The sequence below is a fragment of the Streptomyces sp. Je 1-369 genome, from assembly GCF_026810505.1.
Lineage (GTDB): Bacteria > Actinomycetota > Actinomycetes > Streptomycetales > Streptomycetaceae > Streptomyces.
In genome coordinates, this window is sequence record NZ_CP101750.1 from 7046910 (window position 1) to 7063160 (window position 16251).

The 16251-nt window shown below is 72.5% G+C and carries 14 protein-coding genes and 1 pseudogene; 8 read left to right on the plus strand and 7 right to left on the minus strand.

Annotation, left to right across the window (positions count from 1 at the left end):
- Nucleotides 1-115 precede the first annotated feature (115 nt).
- Genes NOO62_RS31645 through NOO62_RS31655 form a run of 3 tightly spaced genes read left to right on the plus strand, consistent with a single transcriptional unit; the run spans nucleotide 116 to nucleotide 3719 of the window.
- A complete protein-coding gene (locus tag NOO62_RS31645) occupies nucleotides 116-532 on the plus strand; it encodes a hypothetical protein (RefSeq protein WP_268774209.1) in 417 nt (138 codons plus the stop codon).
- Complete coding sequence (locus tag NOO62_RS31650; protein WP_268774210.1) at nucleotides 529-2655, plus strand: bifunctional polysaccharide deacetylase/glycosyltransferase family 2 protein; 2127 nt, start codon at nucleotides 529-531, stop codon at nucleotides 2653-2655. The genes NOO62_RS31645 and NOO62_RS31650 overlap by 4 nt, the downstream gene beginning before the upstream one ends.
- Nucleotides 2652-3719, plus strand: coding sequence for an LCP family protein (locus NOO62_RS31655; RefSeq protein ID WP_268774211.1), 1068 nt, complete (start codon nucleotides 2652-2654; stop codon nucleotides 3717-3719). Before NOO62_RS31650 ends, NOO62_RS31655 begins: the two co-directional genes overlap by 4 nt.
- 1 nt (nucleotide 3720) lies before the next feature.
- On the opposite strand, the gene NOO62_RS31660 is transcribed toward NOO62_RS31655, so the two are convergent.
- A complete protein-coding gene (locus NOO62_RS31660) occupies nucleotides 3721-5094 on the minus strand; it encodes a phosphatase PAP2 family protein (RefSeq protein WP_268775873.1) in 1374 nt (457 codons plus the stop codon).
- Nucleotides 5095-5164: 70 nt separating this feature from the next.
- A complete protein-coding gene (locus tag NOO62_RS31665) occupies nucleotides 5165-5518 on the minus strand; it encodes a PRC-barrel domain-containing protein (protein WP_268774212.1) in 354 nt (117 codons plus the stop codon).
- Between the two features lie 278 nt (nucleotides 5519-5796).
- Here NOO62_RS31665 and NOO62_RS31670 point away from each other — a divergent pair, with 278 nt between their 5' ends.
- The gene (locus NOO62_RS31670; protein WP_268774213.1) at nucleotides 5797-6000 is read left to right on the plus strand and encodes a hypothetical protein; all 204 of its coding nucleotides are present in this window, start codon (nucleotides 5797-5799) and stop codon (nucleotides 5998-6000) included.
- Between the two features lie 11 nt (nucleotides 6001-6011).
- Here the strand turns inward: NOO62_RS31670 and NOO62_RS31675 are convergent, their stop codons facing one another.
- A complete protein-coding gene (locus NOO62_RS31675; protein WP_268774214.1) occupies nucleotides 6012-6476 on the minus strand; it encodes an RrF2 family transcriptional regulator in 465 nt (154 codons plus the stop codon).
- A 155-nt stretch (nucleotides 6477-6631) separates the two neighbouring features.
- On the opposite strand from NOO62_RS31675, the pseudogene NOO62_RS31680 reads away from it, so the two are divergent.
- The 4 genes and pseudogenes from NOO62_RS31680 to NOO62_RS31695 form a co-directional block, all read left to right on the plus strand.
- Nucleotides 6632-7312 (plus strand): annotated as a pseudogene (locus NOO62_RS31680) (FAD/NAD(P)-binding protein); the annotation flags it as partial.
- A gap of 735 nt (nucleotides 7313-8047) precedes the next feature.
- The gene (cysC, locus tag NOO62_RS31685) at nucleotides 8048-8614 is read left to right on the plus strand and encodes an adenylyl-sulfate kinase (protein WP_268775874.1); all 567 of its coding nucleotides are present in this window, start codon (nucleotides 8048-8050) and stop codon (nucleotides 8612-8614) included.
- Nucleotides 8611-9552 (plus strand): sulfate adenylyltransferase subunit CysD, encoded by a 942-nt coding sequence (gene cysD / locus NOO62_RS31690; protein ID WP_268774215.1) that lies wholly within the window; start codon nucleotides 8611-8613, stop codon nucleotides 9550-9552. The genes cysC and cysD overlap by 4 nt, the downstream gene beginning before the upstream one ends.
- Nucleotides 9552-10850, plus strand: coding sequence for a sulfate adenylyltransferase subunit 1 (locus tag NOO62_RS31695; RefSeq protein ID WP_268774216.1), 1299 nt, complete (start codon nucleotides 9552-9554; stop codon nucleotides 10848-10850). Before cysD ends, NOO62_RS31695 begins: the two co-directional genes overlap by 1 nt.
- Here NOO62_RS31695 and NOO62_RS31700 read toward each other — a convergent pair.
- From NOO62_RS31700 to NOO62_RS31715, 4 genes are all read right to left on the minus strand, one after another.
- On the minus strand, nucleotides 10831-11820 hold the full coding sequence (locus tag NOO62_RS31700; RefSeq protein WP_268774217.1) for a methyltransferase: 990 nt from the start codon (nucleotides 11818-11820) through the stop codon (nucleotides 10831-10833). The two genes, NOO62_RS31695 and NOO62_RS31700, sit on opposite strands and share 20 nt — an antisense overlap.
- A complete protein-coding gene (locus NOO62_RS31705) occupies nucleotides 11820-12650 on the minus strand; it encodes an alpha/beta fold hydrolase (protein WP_268774218.1) in 831 nt (276 codons plus the stop codon). The genes NOO62_RS31700 and NOO62_RS31705 overlap by 1 nt, the downstream gene beginning before the upstream one ends.
- On the minus strand, nucleotides 12647-15937 hold the full coding sequence (locus tag NOO62_RS31710; RefSeq protein WP_268774219.1) for an amino acid adenylation domain-containing protein: 3291 nt from the start codon (nucleotides 15935-15937) through the stop codon (nucleotides 12647-12649). The genes NOO62_RS31705 and NOO62_RS31710 overlap by 4 nt, the downstream gene beginning before the upstream one ends.
- A gap of 86 nt (nucleotides 15938-16023) precedes the next feature.
- Complete coding sequence (locus tag NOO62_RS31715; RefSeq protein ID WP_268774221.1) at nucleotides 16024-16236, minus strand: MbtH family protein; 213 nt, start codon at nucleotides 16234-16236, stop codon at nucleotides 16024-16026.
- Nucleotides 16237-16251: the final 15 nt, after the last annotated feature.

A 16251-nucleotide genomic window follows, 5' to 3' on the forward strand; every position in this document is an offset into this window, starting at 1 on the left:
CCCCGACTGGCCTCCCGGAAAGGCCTGTTGCCCCGGGCCGTGGGTGCCCGAGTAGGGTCGGGGACCCCCACATACAAAGAGTCGCGCGTCGCGCGGCCGCAGATCAGGAGCACCAGTGCGAGGCACCCCCCACATAGCCGGCACACCGCACACGGCGCGCGCGGCGCCGGTGACGCGACGTCCCGAAGCCGCCGCCGCGCCACAACTCCCCGTCTTCATCGACGAGTCGGGCTGGCGCAGACGCGCGCTGCAAGGCATGGCGCTGCTCGTCGGCTGCGCCTGCCTCGGCTACCTGCTGTTCGTCGGCGCGCTGGCGAGCGGCCTGCGTGACCCCGTCGGCACACACCCACCGAGCACGAACGGAACCAGCACGACCACGGGTACGAATACGGGTATGGGTACGGGTACGGGTACGGGTACGGACACGACTACGCGTACCAGCGCACACGGCAGTGACGGTGACGGCGGCGACCGCCACCGCCCGCCCACCGGCAGATCCGGCAGGCCGCCGGCCGGAGGCGCGGAGCAGTGAGCCGGCGCGCCGCTGTCCGCCGCCCCCCACGCGGACACTGGCTCGTGCTCCTGCTCGTCCTCCTCGTGGTCGCCGTCGCCCTCCTCTTCGAGGGCTGGACGACCCACCAGGTCGACGCCGCGCGCGCCAAACCGCCGTGCACCCGCCCCATCCCGCGCGGCGACGACGACGGAAAGCCGCTCCTGCGGTTCGGCCCGAAGGGAGTCACCACCGCCGCCATGCCGCCCGGCACCGCCGCGCTCACCTTCGACGGCGGACCCGACCCGGTGTGGACGCCGCGCCTGCTCGACCTGCTGCGCCGACACCACGCCCAGGCGACGTTCTTCGTGTACGGAAAGGACGCCGCCGAGCATCCGGAGCTGATGCGGCGGATCCTGTACGAGGGCCACGAGATCGGCTCGTACACGTACAGCGGCGGTGACCTCGGTGTCGCGTCGCCGCTGCGCGCCCGTCTCGAACTGTCCCTCACGCAGAGCGCTCTCGCGGGCACGGCGGGCATCAACACCACCCTGCTGCGGCTGCCGCACACCACGGCCGCGGACACCCTCTGCGGCCCGCAGTGGCCCGCCGCGAAGCGGGCCGCGGACCAGGGGTACCTGGTGGTCGCCTCCGACCACAAGGACCGCAAGCCGTGGCGGGGCGTGGTGACGCAGCACAGCCAGACCGACCTCGGCTACCACGAGGCCCAGGACCTGCTGCGGGACCACCGCGTGAAGCGGTTCACCACCATCAGCGGCGGCCTGGGCAGGCCCTCCTTCACCGACGAGGTCCCGGTGGCACAGGAGATCAAGGGCGAGGGCCTGGTCCGGACGCAGCAGCTCGGGCACGCCTTCCTCACCGTCATGGTGTGGGCGCTGACCCTCACCGGCGTGCTGGGCGTCCTGCGGATGCTCCTGTTCGCCGTGTTCGCCCGCCTGCACGTGCGCAGGCTGCGCCGGTTCCGGCCGGGGGCGCCCAGGCTGCGCGAGGTGCGGGAGCCGGTGACGGTCCTGGTGCCCGCGTACAACGAGGAGGCGGGCATCGCCTCCACCGTGTACTCGCTGCTCGCCTCGACCTACCCGCACTTCCAGATCATCGTCATCGACGACGGCTCGACGGACGCCACCGCCGACATCGCCGAGTCCATCGCCGACGCCGACCCGCGCGTGACGGTGATCCGGCAGCCCAACGGCGGCAAGCCCAGCGCCCTCAACACCGGCCTGGCGTACGCCAGGCACGACATCGTCGTGATGGTCGACGCGGACACCATCTTCGAGCCCGAGGCGCTGGCCCGCCTCGTCCAGCCGCTCGCCCACCCGGCGGTCGGCGCGGTCAGCGGCAACACCAAGGTCGGCAACCGGCGCCGCCTCCTCGGCAAGTGGCAGCACCTGGAGTACGTACTCGGCTTCAATCTGGACCGGCGGATGTTCGAGGTCCTGGAGTGCATGCCGACCGTGCCGGGGGCGATCGGCGCCTTCCGCAGGGACGCGCTGATGGGCGTCGGCGGTGTCAGCGACGAGACGCTCGCCGAGGACACCGACCTCACGATGGCGCTCTGGCGGGCCGGCTGGCGCGTCGTGTACGAGGAGTCGGCGGTCGCCTGGACCGAGGTGCCGACCACGATCCGGCAGCTGTGGCGCCAGCGCTACCGCTGGTGCTACGGCACCCTCCAGTCGATGTGGAAGCACCGCCGCGCGGTGACGGAGCTCGGACCCGCCGGACGCTTCGGCCGCCGCGTGGCGGTCTACGTCACGCTGTTCCAGATCGTGCTGCCGCTGTGCGCGCCGGTCGTCGACCTGTTCGCCCTGTTCGGCGCGGTGTTCCGCGACCCCGTGGAGGCCGCCCTCGTCTGGTTCGGGTTCCTCTCCGTGCAGCTGGTCACCGCCGCGTACGCGCTGCGGCTCGACCGCGAACGGCTGCGGGTCCTGTGGGCGCTGCCGCTGCAGCAGCTCATCTACCGGCAGCTGATGTACCTGGTGGTCATCCACTCCGTGATCACGGCACTGCTCGGCACCCGCCTGAAGTGGCACAGCATGAAACGGGCGGGCACGGCCGACCCCTATCTGGTCGAGGCACCGTCCCCGTCGCCATCCCCGTCGCCGCCCGAGGAGGAGCGGCCGAGCCTGCAAGGGAGCCGGACATGACAGAGACGGACCCCACGGTCACGCGCGAACGGTTCGCCGAGCGTCCCAGCTCCCGCTACGGGCCACGGCGCGCCCACGCCCGCCGGCCGAAGAAGCGCAGGAGGCTGCGGCGGACGGTGCTCGTCCTGCTCGCCGCGGCGGTCGTCGCGGCGGGCGGCACGTACGGCTGGGCGGAGACCCGGCTGCGACGCGACGTCGACCTCGGCGCGTACGGGGACCGCCCGCCGCCCGGCGAGGGCACCAACTACCTCATCGTGGGCTCGGACAGCCGCGACGGGCTCTCCGAGGGCGACGTGAAGGACCTGCACGCGGGCGGGGGCGGCGGGCGGCGCACGGACTCGATGATGCTGCTGCACACCGGGGCCAACGGCGCCACGATGGTCAGCCTGCCGCGCGACTCATGGGTCACCCTGCCCGGCCGCCTCGACACGACGACGGGCAAGACGAAACGCCCGGAAGGAGACAAACTGAACGCAGCCTTCTCCTACGGCGGCCCCGAGCTCCTCGCGCACACCGTCGAGCGGAACACCGGCCTGCGCATCGACCACTACGCGGAGATCGGCTTCGCCGGGTTCGTGAACATCGTCGACGCGATCGGCGGCGTACGGATGTGCCTGGACCGGGACATCAAGGACGAGAAGTCGGGCGCCGACCTGCGCAAGGGCTGCCACACCCTGAACGGCAAACAGGCGCTCGCCTACGTACGCCAGCGCCACCAGGAGCGCGAGGGCGACCTGGGCCGGTCGAAGAACCAGCAGAAGCTCCTGTCGACCCTCGCCCACCAGGCCGCCCGCCCCGACACGCTCTTCGACCCCACGGAGATCGGCCCGGCCGCGCGGGCCGGGCTCGACACGCTCATCGTCGACGAGGACATGAGCCTGCCCGATCTCAGCCGGATGTTCCGCGCCGTGCGGAGCGTCTCGGGCGGCCACGGCAGGCGGCTCAACGTGCCCGTGTCCGGCATCGGCATCCCCACGTCCAAGGGCAACGTACTGAAGTGGGACCCGGAGAAGGCGCCCCGGCTCTTCGCCGACCTGCGGCACGACAGGCCGCCCGCCGCATGACTCACACGAGCTCGGGCGCGGGCGGCTGCTTCCGGGTCTCCGGCACGGGGTCCGCGTCCGCCTGCCGGGGCAGCCGCACCGGCTCGGGCCGCGCGTCCCACGCGCGGGTCGTCCGCACGTACACGTAGATCACCGAGAGCATCGCGAGCACGATGAGCGGGCCGGACATCCACGGGTGTTCGGCCATCTCCACCGGCAGGAAGCGGTACGAGGCGAGGAGCGCGGCGAACACGGCGGTGCCGTAGGCGACGAGGCGGACCCCCGACCGGTCCCAGCCGCGGTCGAACGTGCGGAGACCCGCCTCGACGGTGAGCGAGAACACCACGCCCGCGAGGAGGTCCACGCCGTAGTGGTAGCCGAAGCCCAGCGTCGCGGTGAGGGTCGCGGCGAGCCAGAAGGTGCCCGCGTACCGGAGCCAGCGCGGTCCCTTCCGGGAGTGGATGAAGATCGCGGTGGCCCACGCGGTGTGCAGGCTGGGCATGCAGTTGCGCGGGGTGATCCCGTCGTACGGCACCGGGTGCGGGGCCGTGATCGGCGGCGGGGTGTGCGGCCACAGGTCGGCCACCGCCCACTGGAGACCGCCGGTGCCGGAGGTGCCGGGGCCGTAGGCGAAGATCGGGCCGACCACCGGGAAGATCATGTAGAAGGCGGGCCCGAGGACGCCGATCAGCAGGAAGGTGCGCACCAGGTGGTGGCGCGGGAAGCGGCCATCGGCGGCCACGTTGCGCAGCTGGTAGAGGGCGACGACGACCGCGGCGACCGCCAGCTGCGCGTACACGAGGTCCGTCACGTGCGTCACGACCGGGCCGCCGGCATCGAGGAGGCGGCCCGCGAGCCACGACGGGTTGCCCAGGGCGTGGTCGGCGACGGCCACGTACGGGTCGAGGACGGTGGGGTGGGTCTTGGCCGTGATGAGCAGCCATGTGTCACCGGTCTTGCGGCCCGCCACGAGGAGCAGACCGAGACCGACGCCTTTCAGGAGCAGGACGCGCTGCTCGCCGGTGCGGCGGGTGATCGCGAAGACCGCGCAGCCCAGCATGGCCCAGAGGGCGCCGTTGCCGAAGAACTGCCCCTCGGGCACGTCGGCGTCGACCAGCCACCGCACCAGCACGAAGACGGCGTCGATGCCGATCGCGGCACCGGCGGCGATGCATCTCTGCCGCCAGGTGAGCACCACCATCATCAACGCGAGGCCGCCGTAGAGCGGCCCCGGTTTGGGCGGGAACAGCACTTCGCGCGCCTGGTTGGTGAGGGGTCCCGGCACGCCGCCGTAGTGCCGGGCCGCGACCTCCAGGGCGACGAGCATCCCGAGGGCCACCACACCCGCCCCGGCCCACAGGAGCACCCGTGGCCGACGCCACGCGGCGCGCTCCATGCTGCGGTCTATTCGCGAATACACCCGGAAACTATAGGTTTCCTTCGGACGTCCCGGTGCGGCGGGGGAGTCAGCTCCCGGGAGACCCGGCGTAGTGCGCGTCTATCCGCGCCCGGTAACCGGGGTCGGTGACCCGCAGGTCCCTGTCGAAGCGCGGGGCGTCCCTGACGTGGTCCTTCGTGTGGGGCACGTGGACGGTGCGGGTCGCCTCGTCGACGTGCGAGACGACCCAGAGGGGCAGCAGGACCTTCCTGCTCAGGAGCGTCCCGCCGGTGTCGACGACGACATGGTCGGGCGCCACCTCCTCCGAGGCCGGGTCCACCTTGCCGATCGATCCGTCGCTGCCCTCCACCGCGCAGTCCAGGAGGCGGGCGACGGAGATGTGGCTGTTCGGGTTCCCGGGAGCCGGGACTCTGTCGGTCATCGCGCGGTTCCTCTCCGCCGCAAGCGGCATCGGTGTCAGTGCTGCGCAACTGCTGTGTGCAACTGCTCTGTGTAACGCGTGGTAGCCGCATGCTCGCGTCGGCGCGGATGAAACGTGGTTCCCGCGCCCTCACCCCCGTCGGGTGGGGCCGCCCGGGCGGCGTTGCGGGACCTTCACATCTCGGGACCGGTGAAGGCGCCCGCGAGGGGCAACCGGGAAGGGACGCCGCGGGGAGGTTGCCGCAGATGTTAATTGTCGCTCTCTTGTTGTTGCCGGTCATGGGACTGCTGCTGGTCGGTATGGACCGGATCGAGAGCCGTATGGAAGCAGAGACCCCACCACCCTCCGGCCGCCACCGACGCCACCTGCGCCTGATCCCCGGGCACGCCGGACGCGCCCGGCAGTCCGGACCGTCCGGCCAGCACCGCGGGGGACGCCGGGAGGCGGTGGCGGGGGCACGCCGCGAGGACGAGGCGGCCTGAGAGGGCGTGGGTCAGGAGGGCGGGTACCGGACGTCCTCCCGGTACTCCCGCGCCTGCTGTCGGACCGAGGGTGGCAGCTCGCCGACCGCCAGGTCGGCGAGCGTCACCCGTTCCAGGACCTGGCGCAGGCTCACCCGCACCGCACGCCACACGTCCGGCAGTGCGGCCGCCGGACCCGGGTAGCTGAGGTCGCTGAGCTTGAGATCGCGGAAGTTCGCCAGCGAACCGTCGATGGCCCGGATGATGTCGGCGATGGAGATCTCCTCCGGCGGCCTGGCGAGCCGGTACCCCCCGTCGGGCCCGCGGCTGCTGAGCACGAGACGGTGCTGGCGCAGCTCGCGCAGGATCGAGAGCAGGAAACGCACCGGTATGCCCTGCGAGTCGGACAGTTGCTCGGCCTTCTGCGGTGACTGCGGACTGCGCGCGAGTTCGGCCATCGCCCGTATCGCGTAGTCCGTCCGGGCCGTGATCCGCATACGCATCAGCCTCCGTGGGTCGGTCGGGGCCACGCCAGGTCACTTTCGGTCAACCTGCCGCTGCTTCCCGACATTTGACGAACCGTTGGGAGCGCTGGGTCCACCCCCTGACATATAACCTATCGAATTGGTGGACAATCCCAGCGGAGGTGCAGATGCTCCCCGGCACACGCGCACATGTCCCGCACAGAATCGTGGTGGTGGGCGCCGGAGCCGCCGGAACCACGGTCGTCATCCACGTCGCCGACGAGGCGGTCCGGCGCCGCACACCCGTGGAGATCACGCTGGTCGACCCGAGCCCGCGGACCGGCGCGGGCGTCGCCTTCGCCACGGACGACCCACGGCACCTCCTCAACGTCCCCGCCGGGGGCATGAGTTGCCTCCCGGACCGGCCCGGCCACTTCGTCGACTGGCTCGTGCGGCACCGCGAACCCGCCGCGACCGCCCGCTCCTTCGTCTCCCGGCGCCACTACGGCGACTACCTCGCCGCCACCTCGGCGGCCTCCGTCGAACGGGCGGGCGGCCTGGTCACCTACCGGCGCCTGCACACCCGCGCGACGGCCTGCGCCTGGCGCGGCGACCGCGCCCGGGTGACCCTCGCCGACGGCACCCGCGTCACCGCCGACAGCGTGGTGCTCGCGACCGGCCCGCTGGCAGGCCGCTCCCCGTGGGCGTCACCCGAACTCCGCGCGTCCAAGCGGTTCGTGGCCGACCCCTGGGCCCCCGACGCGCTCGCGGGACCGCTCGCCGACGACGCGGACGTACTCCTCGTCGGCAGCGGACTCACCGCCGTGGACGTCGCTCTGACACTCGCCCGCCCCGGCCGCACCGTTCACGTCCTGTCCCGCCACGGCCTGCTGCCCGAGGCCCACGCCGTCGCGCCGCTGCCGCCCGTGGCACCGGCAGAACCCCTGGAGGGCCTGCCGCTGCGCCCGCTGCGTGCCGCGGTCCTGCGGCACGTCCGGCAGGTGACGCGCGCACACGGCGACTGGCGTCCGGCCGTCGACGGCCTGCGGCCGCTGACCGCCGGCCTGTGGAGCGCCCTGGACGACGAGCAGCGAGCGGAGTTCCTGCGCACCGACCGGCCCCGCTGGAACGTGCTCCGGCACCGGATGGCCCCGGAGACGGCGGAGGCGGTCACCCGGCTCAGGACCGCCCGGCGGCTGCGCCTGCACGTGGGAGAGGCCGCCGGGACCCGGATGGACCCGGACGCGCTGACCGTCACACCGACGGGCTCGGCGCCCGTGCGGGTCGGCTGGGTGGTGGACTGTTCCGGGCCGGGCCTCCGCCCGGCCGAATCCGCCGACCCCCTGCTGTCGTGCCTGCTGTCGTCCGGGCTCGCCGAGCCCGGGCCGCTGGGCATCGGACTCGCGGGCACCCCCGTGGGACAGCTGCGGTCCCGCGACGGATACCGCTCGCTGTGGACGCTCGGCGCGCACCGGCGCGGCGAACTGTGGGAGACCACCGCGGTCCCGGAGATCCGGCAGCAGGCCGCGCGTCTCGCACGGTCGATCCTCGGCGCCGTACGGACCGGCGGCGACCCGCGGGTGGCGGAGGAGACGCCGGTCGTCGTGGCCTCCCCTCCGTCGTCCCGGGTCCGCCACCGCACCGGCTGCACGGTCTGGCTCACCGGCCTGCCCAGCGCCGGAAAGAGCAGCGTCGCCCAGGAACTGGCCACCCGGCTGCGCGCGGAGGGACACCGGGTGGAGGTCCTCGACGGGGACGAGATCCGCGGGAACCTCTCGGCGGGACTCGGCTTCTCCCGCGAGGACCGCGACACCCACGTACGGCGGATCGGCATGGTCGCCGAGGTGCTCGCCCGCAACGGCGTCATCGTCCTGGTCCCGGTCATCGCGCCCTACCGCGCCAACCGCGAGAGCGTCCGGCTCCGCCACGACCTCGCGCGCATCCCGTATCTGGAGATCCATGTCGCGGCGCCCGTGGAGGTGTGCTCGGTGCGGGACGTCAAGGGCCTGTACGCGAAGCAGGCCGCCGGCGCGATCCAGGGCGTGACCGGGGTGGACGACCCGTACGAGGCGCCCGAGCGCCCGGACCTGCGCCTGCACACGCACCGCGAGCCGGTCTCGGTCTCGGCGGACGGCGTCCACCTCATGCTCACCGAACGGGGACTGATATGACCACGGTCGCGTCATCCGCCGCGGGGCTGCCGACCGGCGGCGCACCCCACCTCTCGCACCTGGACGTGCTGGAGTCGGAGGCGGTGCACATCCTGCGCGAGGTGGCGGGCGAGTTCGAGAACCCGGTGGTGCTTTTCTCCGGTGGCAAGGACTCCATCGTCATGCTGCACCTGGCGCTGAAGGCGTTCACCCCGGCGCCGGTGCCCTTCGCGCTGCTGCACGTGGACACCGGCCACAACTTCCCCGAGGTGCTTGCCTTCCGCGACCGTGTCGTGGCGGAGCACGGCCTGCGCCTGCACGTCGCCTCGGTGCAGGACTACATCGACCGCGGTGTGCTGAAGGAGCGTCCTGACGGCACCCGCAACCCGCTCCAGACGGTGCCGCTGACGGAGAAGATCGCTCAGGAACGGTTCGACGCGGTCTTCGGCGGCGGGCGCCGCGACGAGGAGAAGGCGCGGGCGAAGGAGCGCGTGTTCTCCCTGCGGGACGAGTTCTCGCAGTGGGATCCGCGCCGCCAGCGCCCCGAGCTGTGGAACCTGTACAACGGCCGCCACGCGCCGGGCGAGCACGTCCGGGTGTTCCCGCTGTCCAACTGGACCGAGCTGGACGTGTGGCAGTACATCGCCCGCGAGGACATCGAACTGCCCGGGATCTACTTCGCGCACGAGCGTGAGGTGTTCCAGCGGGCGGGGATGTGGCTGACCGCGGGCGAGTGGGGCGGTCCGAAGGAGGGCGAGACGGTCGAGAAGCGGCTCGTGCGGTACCGCACGGTCGGCGACATGTCCTGCACCGGCGCCGTCGACTCCGACGCGACCACGCTGGACGCCGTCATCACCGAGATCGCCGGGTCCCGCCTCACCGAGCGCGGCGCGACCCGCGCCGACGACAAGATGTCCGAGGCCGCGATGGAAGACCGCAAGCGCGAGGGGTACTTCTGATGGGTGTTCTGGCCGGTACGACCGTCGACACGCTGAACTTCGCCACCGCGGGCTCCGTCGACGACGGCAAGTCCACGCTCGTGGGACGGCTGTTGCACGACTCCAAGTCGGTCCTCACCGACCAGCTGGAGGCCGTCGAGCGCGCCTCGGCCAGCCGCGGCGCCGACGCCCCCGACCTGGCGCTGCTCACCGACGGCCTGCGCGCCGAACGCGAGCAGGGCATCACCATCGACGTCGCCTACCGCTACTTCGCGACGGCCCGGCGCCGGTTCATCCTCGCCGACACCCCCGGCCACGTGCAGTACACCCGCAACATGGTCACCGGCGCCTCCACGGCGGAGCTGACGATCATCCTGGTCGACGCCCGCAACGGCGTCGTCGAGCAGACCCGCCGCCACACCGCCATCGCGGCCCTGTTGCGCGTCCCGCACGTCGTCCTCGCGGTCAACAAGATGGACCTCGTCGGGTACGAGGAGTCCGTGTTCGCCGCGATCGCCGAGGAGTTCACGGCGTACGCGACCGGGCTCGGCGTCCCCGAGGTCACCGCCGTCCCGATCTCGGCGCTCGCCGGGGACAACGTGGTGGAGCCGTCCGCGCACATGGACTGGTACGGCGGCCCGACCGTCCTGGAACACCTGGAGACCGTGCCCGTCGGCCACGACCCGGAGCCCTGCGCCGCCCGGCTGCCCGTGCAGTACGTGATCCGCCCGCGGACCGCCGAACACCCCGACTACCGCGGCTACGCGGGCAGGATCGTCGCCGGTACGTTCCGCGTCGGCGAGCAGGTCACCGTCCTGCCGTCCGGCCGGACCACGAAGATCTCCGGCATCGACGTGCTGGGCGAACCGGTCGGCACGGCATGGACGACGCAGTCGGTGACGGTCCTGCTCCAGGACGACGTCGACGTCTCGCGCGGCGACCTGATCGTGCCGAGCGCGGCCGCGCCGACCCTCACGCAGGACGTGACGGCGACCGTCTGCCACGTGGCCGACACGCCGCTGACCGTCGGGCACCGGGTACTGCTCAAACACGGCACCCGCACGGTCAAGGCGATCGTCAAGGACATCCCGTCCCGGCTCACCCTCGACGACCTCTCCCAGCACCCGCACCCCGGCCGACTCGCCGCCAACGACATCGGCCGGGTGCGACTGCGTACCGCCGAGCCGCTGCCCCTCGACGCCTACGCCGACTCGCGCCGCACCGGTTCGTTCATCCTCATCGACCCGCGCGACGGCACCACGCTGACCGCGGGCATGGTGGACGGCTCCGAGCCCGCGGCTACCGCTTGTGCCCGATGACCACGTGCTTCTCGCCGCCGGACCGCCGCACCTCGCAGTCCTCGAACCCGGCCCGCTCCAGCAGGGCGATGAACTCGGCAGCCGTGCGGTGCCTTCCGGCCATCTCGATGTGCATCACGAGGTTCATCGCGGCGGTGGCCAGCGGGCCGGTGCGGTCGTCCTCGAAGAGGCGGTCCATGATGAGGACCCGGCCGGGTGCCTGGCACGCCCGGTAGGCCTTCTCCAGGAGCTTGACGCTGGTGTGGTCGTCCCAGTCGGAGAGGATGTAGCCGAAGGCGAGGCAGTCGCCCTGCGGGAGTTCGTCCGCGAAGAAGTCACCGCCGATGAAGTCCAGACGGTCGGCGACCGGCCGTGCCTCGGCGTCCTCGCCGACCAGCGGGCCGACCGCGGGCATGTCGAAGACGGTGGCGCGCAGCGCGGGGTCGGTGAGCAGCGCCGCCACGGCGAACGGTCCGGTGGCCCCGCCGACGTCCACGAGGTGCTTCGTCCCCGCCATCCCGGCGAGGGGCGCCAGCTCACGCGAGACGCCGAAGCTCAGGTCCCACATGGCGCGCATGAACGCCCGCAGCGACTCGGCGTCCCGGTACACGTCGTCGAACGGTGACGCCTCCGTGGTCGGCTTCCCCTCGGCGAGGTAGGTGTCGAGGCGGCCGAGGCGGCCCTGGGTCTCCTCCGTGAGGTGCTTGATGAAGCCGCCCAGGTAGCGGCTGTTGCCCGGGTCGAGGAACGGCTCGGCGTCGGCGGCCAGCGCGTACTCGCCGCCCGTCGCGCGGGTCACGACACCGAGGGACGTCAGGACGAGCAGCATGCGCTCCAACGTGTCCTCGTCGACGTCGAGCCGCGCGGCGAGGTGCGCGACGGTGCCCGGCCCGCCCTCGATGAGGGAGGTGAACACCCCGTGTTCCAGGGCGGTGTGGAGCACCGGAGTGGAGAGCAGTCCGTAGACGGCGTTCTCAAGTGCGTTGGGCATCATCGGTGTTGCTCCTCGGACGTGTCGATGACCGTGTCGATCTCGTGTACCAGTCGGGCGAGTTCCTGCGGGTGGCTGACGTGCGCGGCGTGCCCGGCGCCGGAGATCTCCGCGAACCGGCCGTGCGGCAGCAGCTCGGCGAGCCGCCGTGCCACTTCCGCGTGATGCGGCGCCGACCGCGATCCGGCCGCCACCGCGGTGGGGAGAGGAAACGTCAGCGGGTCGAAGGACGGCACGTCGACCGTCGGGTCCGTCATCTCGGAGATCAGGGCCGCCCCGTCCGCCGCGAGGTCGGACGGCCGGGCGCGCGCCAGGTGCAACCGGCTCGCGGGGCCGAGCAGTTCGGCCAGCATCGCCCGCGTCGCCTGCTCCGGCCCTCCCTCGGCGGCCGCGCCGCGCACGGTCCGCTCCCAAGGGTCGTCGACGGGCCACCACGGCAGCCAGCGCACCGGCGGTTCGACGGCGACGATCCCGGCGACACGCGACGGGTCCGCGGCCGCGGCGGCAAGCGCCACGAGGGCGCCGTAACTGTGGCCGAGCACGACCGGCGGCACGGGCTGCTCCGCCAGGACCGTACGAAGGTCGCGCACGTGCACCGCGAAGTCGACGTCCGCGTCCCCGAGCGGGCGGGACGCGCCCCAGCCGCGCCGGTCGTAGCCGAGCACCGGGCGGCCCGGCAGATCGTCGACCACGCGGCGGAAGGTGTCACTCCGGTCCACCGAGCCGTGCACGATCACGACGGGCCGGGCAGCCGTGTCCGTCCCGTCCCCCCACTCATGGATTACCGGCCGCGCCCGCTCCGTGGCGGTCTGTATAGTTCCGTCGTTCACTGAGCCGTACGCCCCTCGCTCACCAGCTGCACCAGTCCGGCCAGGGTCGGCTCGTCGAGCAGTCGCTGTATGTCGATCTCCATGCCGAAGCGGTCCTCGGCGGCCGCCATGAACTCCGCCATGGCCAGCGAGTCACCGCCCGCGGAGAAGAAGTCGGTGTCCAGCTTCACCTGGACCTGCGGCACGCGCAGACACGACGAGAACAGCCGGGCCAGCTCCCATGTGACGCGGGTGGACCCCGCGGTGACGGGGGCGGGTGCCGCGGGGGCCGGAGCGGGTGCCACTGGAACCGGAGCGGGCGCTGTCGCGATCGGCGCGGGCTCGGAAGCGACGGTGCCGGTGTCGGTCCCCGCCGTCTCCTCCCGCTGTCCCACCTTCCCGTTCGAGGTCAGCGGCAGCTGTTCCGTGACGGTGAACGCCGCCGGGATCATGCCTCCGTGCAGCCGCTCGGCGAGATGGCGACGTACCGCCGTCTCGTCCCAGGACCCCGGCCCCTCGGGCACGACGAACGCGTGCAGCCGGCCGTCGCGCTCGACCGCGTGGCAGGAGGACACCCCGGGCGCCTTCTCCAACACGCGCTCGACCTCGTACAGTTCGACGCGCTGACCCCGGATCTTGACCTGCCGGTCGCGGCGGCCGACGTACTCCAGGGAGCCGTCCTCCCGCCAGACGCACAGGTCACCGCTCCGGTACATCAACCGCCCCGGCCGCCCCGCGAAGGGGTCCGGCATGAACGACTCGGCCATGAGGTCGGGGCGCCCCAGATAGCGGCCCACACCGATCCCCGCGATGTACAGCTCGCCCTGAGTTCCCGCGGGCAGCAACTGCCGCTCCTCGTCCAGGACGTAGACCCGTTTGCCCGCGACCGGGCGCCCGATCGGCGGGTCGTCCTCACCGGCGCACTCGTGCCAGGTCGACCAGACCGCAGCCTCGGCGGGACCGTAGAGGTTGAGGAGCCTGCGGCCCGGCGCCGTCCAGCGGCGGACGAGCGCACCGGGCAGCCGCTCGCCCGCGAACGCCGCGATGCGCAGGTTGGGCAGCGGATCGTGCGCGAGCACCGACCACACCGACGGCGTCATGATGGCGACGCTCACCCGCCGCTCGCGCAGCAGCCGCGACAGCGGCGGGCCGGGGGTCAGCTGCGCGGTCCGCGCGACGACGAGCGTCGCCCCGCACAGCAGCGCGAGCACGGCCTCGGAGATGAAGCCGTCGAAGTTCAGCGACAGGAACTGCAGCACCCGGTCCTGCGGCCGGATCCGGAACACCGCGCGCTGCGCGAGGTGCAGGTTCGTCAGCGACTCGTGGCTGTTGGCGATGGCTTTCGGCCGTCCCGTGGTGCCACTGGTGAACACGACGTAGGCGGTGTTGCCCGGCGCGACACCGGTGATCGGCGGGGCGGCGGCGCGTGCGGCCGGATCGAGCCGTACGACGTCGGCCGGGAGGCCCAGCGCCGCGATCCGGTCCCCGGTGGCGTCGTCGGCGACGACGAGCCGCGCGGACGTCTGCTCCAGCATGGTCCGCAGCCGCTCGCCGGGGCAGTCGGAGGCGGCGAGCAGGAAGGCGCCCCCGGCCTTGGCGACGGCGAGGATGGCGACCACCAGCCGCACGGAGCGTTCCATGCTGATCGCGACGACCGTCTCGGGCTCGACGCCCAGCTCGCGCAGCCGGTGCGCGGCGCCGTTGGCCAGCGCGTCGATGTCCGCGTACGAGTACACGACGCCCTCGTCCTCGACCGCCGTGCTGTCCGGCGCCAGGCGCGCCCGCTCCTCGAAGAGCAGCTGCCAGCAGATCTGCGCGGCACCGTCGTCGGCGCCGGTGTCGTTCCACTCGGCGACGATCTGGTGCCGTTCGAGGTCGGTGACCGTCTTCGCCGCGGGCACCGCATCGGGCTGGTGCGGCTCCCGGGGCGCGGTCTCGGCCGTACGGCCCACGAGCAGCGCCGCCCGGCGCCGTGAGCGGGTGTTGCAGTGCGGCCCCCACTCCACCGGGTCCGCCTCCACCGGCGAGAGCCCGAACCGCCGGTAGCGCTCGACGAAGCCGAGGATCGCCCAGCGCGCCAGACGTTCGGCGAACGGCGCGCCCAGGCAGTAGTGCGGACCGGAGCCGAAGCCGAGGTGGCGGCCCTCGCTGCGGGTGATGTCGAAGGCGGTGGGGTCGGTGAACTTGCGCGGGTCGAGGTTGGCCGCGGCGAGCAGGACGAGGACTCCGTCCCCGGCCTTCATCCGCGCCCCGCCGACCTCGATGTCCCGCACGGCGTGCCGCCCCACGTACTGGCTCGACCCGTCGATCCGCAGCACCTCCGCCACGGCGGAATCGGCGAGCGAAGGGTCGTCCCGCAGCCGCCGCAGCTGCTCCGGGTGCTCGGCGAGCAGCAGCAGCCCGCTGGAGACGAGATGCGTCAGGGTCTGATAGCCACCGGCGACCAGGACCAGCGCGTTGGCGGCGACGAGCTGGAGCAGCTCGGCGGACGGCTCACAGGGCTCCCCCGATCGCTCCCCCGAACCCTCCTCCGATCCTTCCTCAGGACCCTTCGCGGGATCGGCGGCGAAGTCGTCCCGCAACGCCGTCGCCAGGACGGAGACGAGGTCGTCACCGGGCGCGGCGAGGCGTTCGGCGGCCAGCTCGCGCAGCCCGGCGAGCGCCTTGTCGAGCAGCGGGACCGTCTCCAGGTCGGCCCGGCTGGGGAAGGTGGAGACGCTGCTGAGCAGACGCTCGTAGGCGTCGGCCCACTCGGTGAGCTCCGCGCCGCGCCCCCTCATGCCGAGCAGATGGGTCATCAGGTGCTCGGGCAGCCGCTCCGCGAAGTCCCGCACCAGGTCGATGGTCCCGGCGTCGGGCAGCGCGTCCAGGGCCCGGTCGGCGATGGCCCGCAGGTCCGGGTCGTGCCGTTGCAGACCGGCGGGCGAGAACTCGGCGCGCAGGGCGTTCCTGATCCGGGTGTGGTCCGGCGGATCGTTGAACAGGAACTGCGCGGACAGCATCTCGGCGGTCGGCACGATGCCGCTCATGCCGCGCGCCGCCAGGTCGTCGGGGGAGTGGTGGCGCGCGGACGAGAACGCCCGGTGGTTGGCGAGGATCTCTACCGACTCGGCGTACCCGGCACAGACCCAGACGCCTCCCACCTCGTCGTAGAAGACGGGCGGGAGCTCGGATATCGCCCTCCAGTAGAGCCCGGGGTCGGCTATGACCTCGGCACGGCGCAGATTGTGGATGCCGTGCCGCGCACGGTCGTAACCGGCACGCGCACGGTCGTGGCCGGCGGCGGGACGGGCGGTCGGGGACCCCACGCGCTTCCCTCTCTCCTTGCTAGGTGTTGCTTGGCGTTGCCTGTCGCAGCCAGTGGCTGCCCGTGGCTGCTTGTCGCTGCTCTCGGCTACTTCTCGGCCATGCGCTGCGCGAGGCTGCGCGGGCGCATGTCGGTCCAGTTCTCCTCGATGAAGCGCAGGCAGGCCTCCCGCGTGTCGCTCGGGTGCGCGGTGGTCCAGCCCGCGGGCACGTCCACGGTGACCGGCCAGAGCGAGTGCTGGTTCTCGTCGTTGACGAGCACCACGTACGTGCCGTCCGGGTTCTCGAAGGGGTTCGTCATGTCAGCTCCTGGGGT

Coding starts and splice junctions, on each gene's coding strand:
- NOO62_RS31655 (WP_268774211.1), top strand. CDS start 2,652: ATGACAGAGACGGACCCCACGGTCACGCGCGAACGGTTCGCCGAGCGT.
- NOO62_RS31660 (WP_268775873.1), bottom strand. CDS start 5,094: ATGGAGCGCGCCGCGTGGCGTCGGCCACGGGTGCTCCTGTGGGCCGGG.
- NOO62_RS31665 (WP_268774212.1), bottom strand. CDS start 5,518: ATGACCGACAGAGTCCCGGCTCCCGGGAACCCGAACAGCCACATCTCC.
- NOO62_RS31670 (WP_268774213.1), top strand. CDS start 5,797: ATGGGACTGCTGCTGGTCGGTATGGACCGGATCGAGAGCCGTATGGAA.
- NOO62_RS31675 (WP_268774214.1), bottom strand. CDS start 6,476: ATGCGGATCACGGCCCGGACGGACTACGCGATACGGGCGATGGCCGAA.
- cysD (WP_268774215.1), top strand. CDS start 8,611: ATGACCACGGTCGCGTCATCCGCCGCGGGGCTGCCGACCGGCGGCGCA.
- NOO62_RS31695 (WP_268774216.1), top strand. CDS start 9,552: ATGGGTGTTCTGGCCGGTACGACCGTCGACACGCTGAACTTCGCCACC.
- NOO62_RS31700 (WP_268774217.1), bottom strand. CDS start 11,820: ATGCCCAACGCACTTGAGAACGCCGTCTACGGACTGCTCTCCACTCCG.
- NOO62_RS31715 (WP_268774221.1), bottom strand. CDS start 16,236: ATGACGAACCCCTTCGAGAACCCGGACGGCACGTACGTGGTGCTCGTC.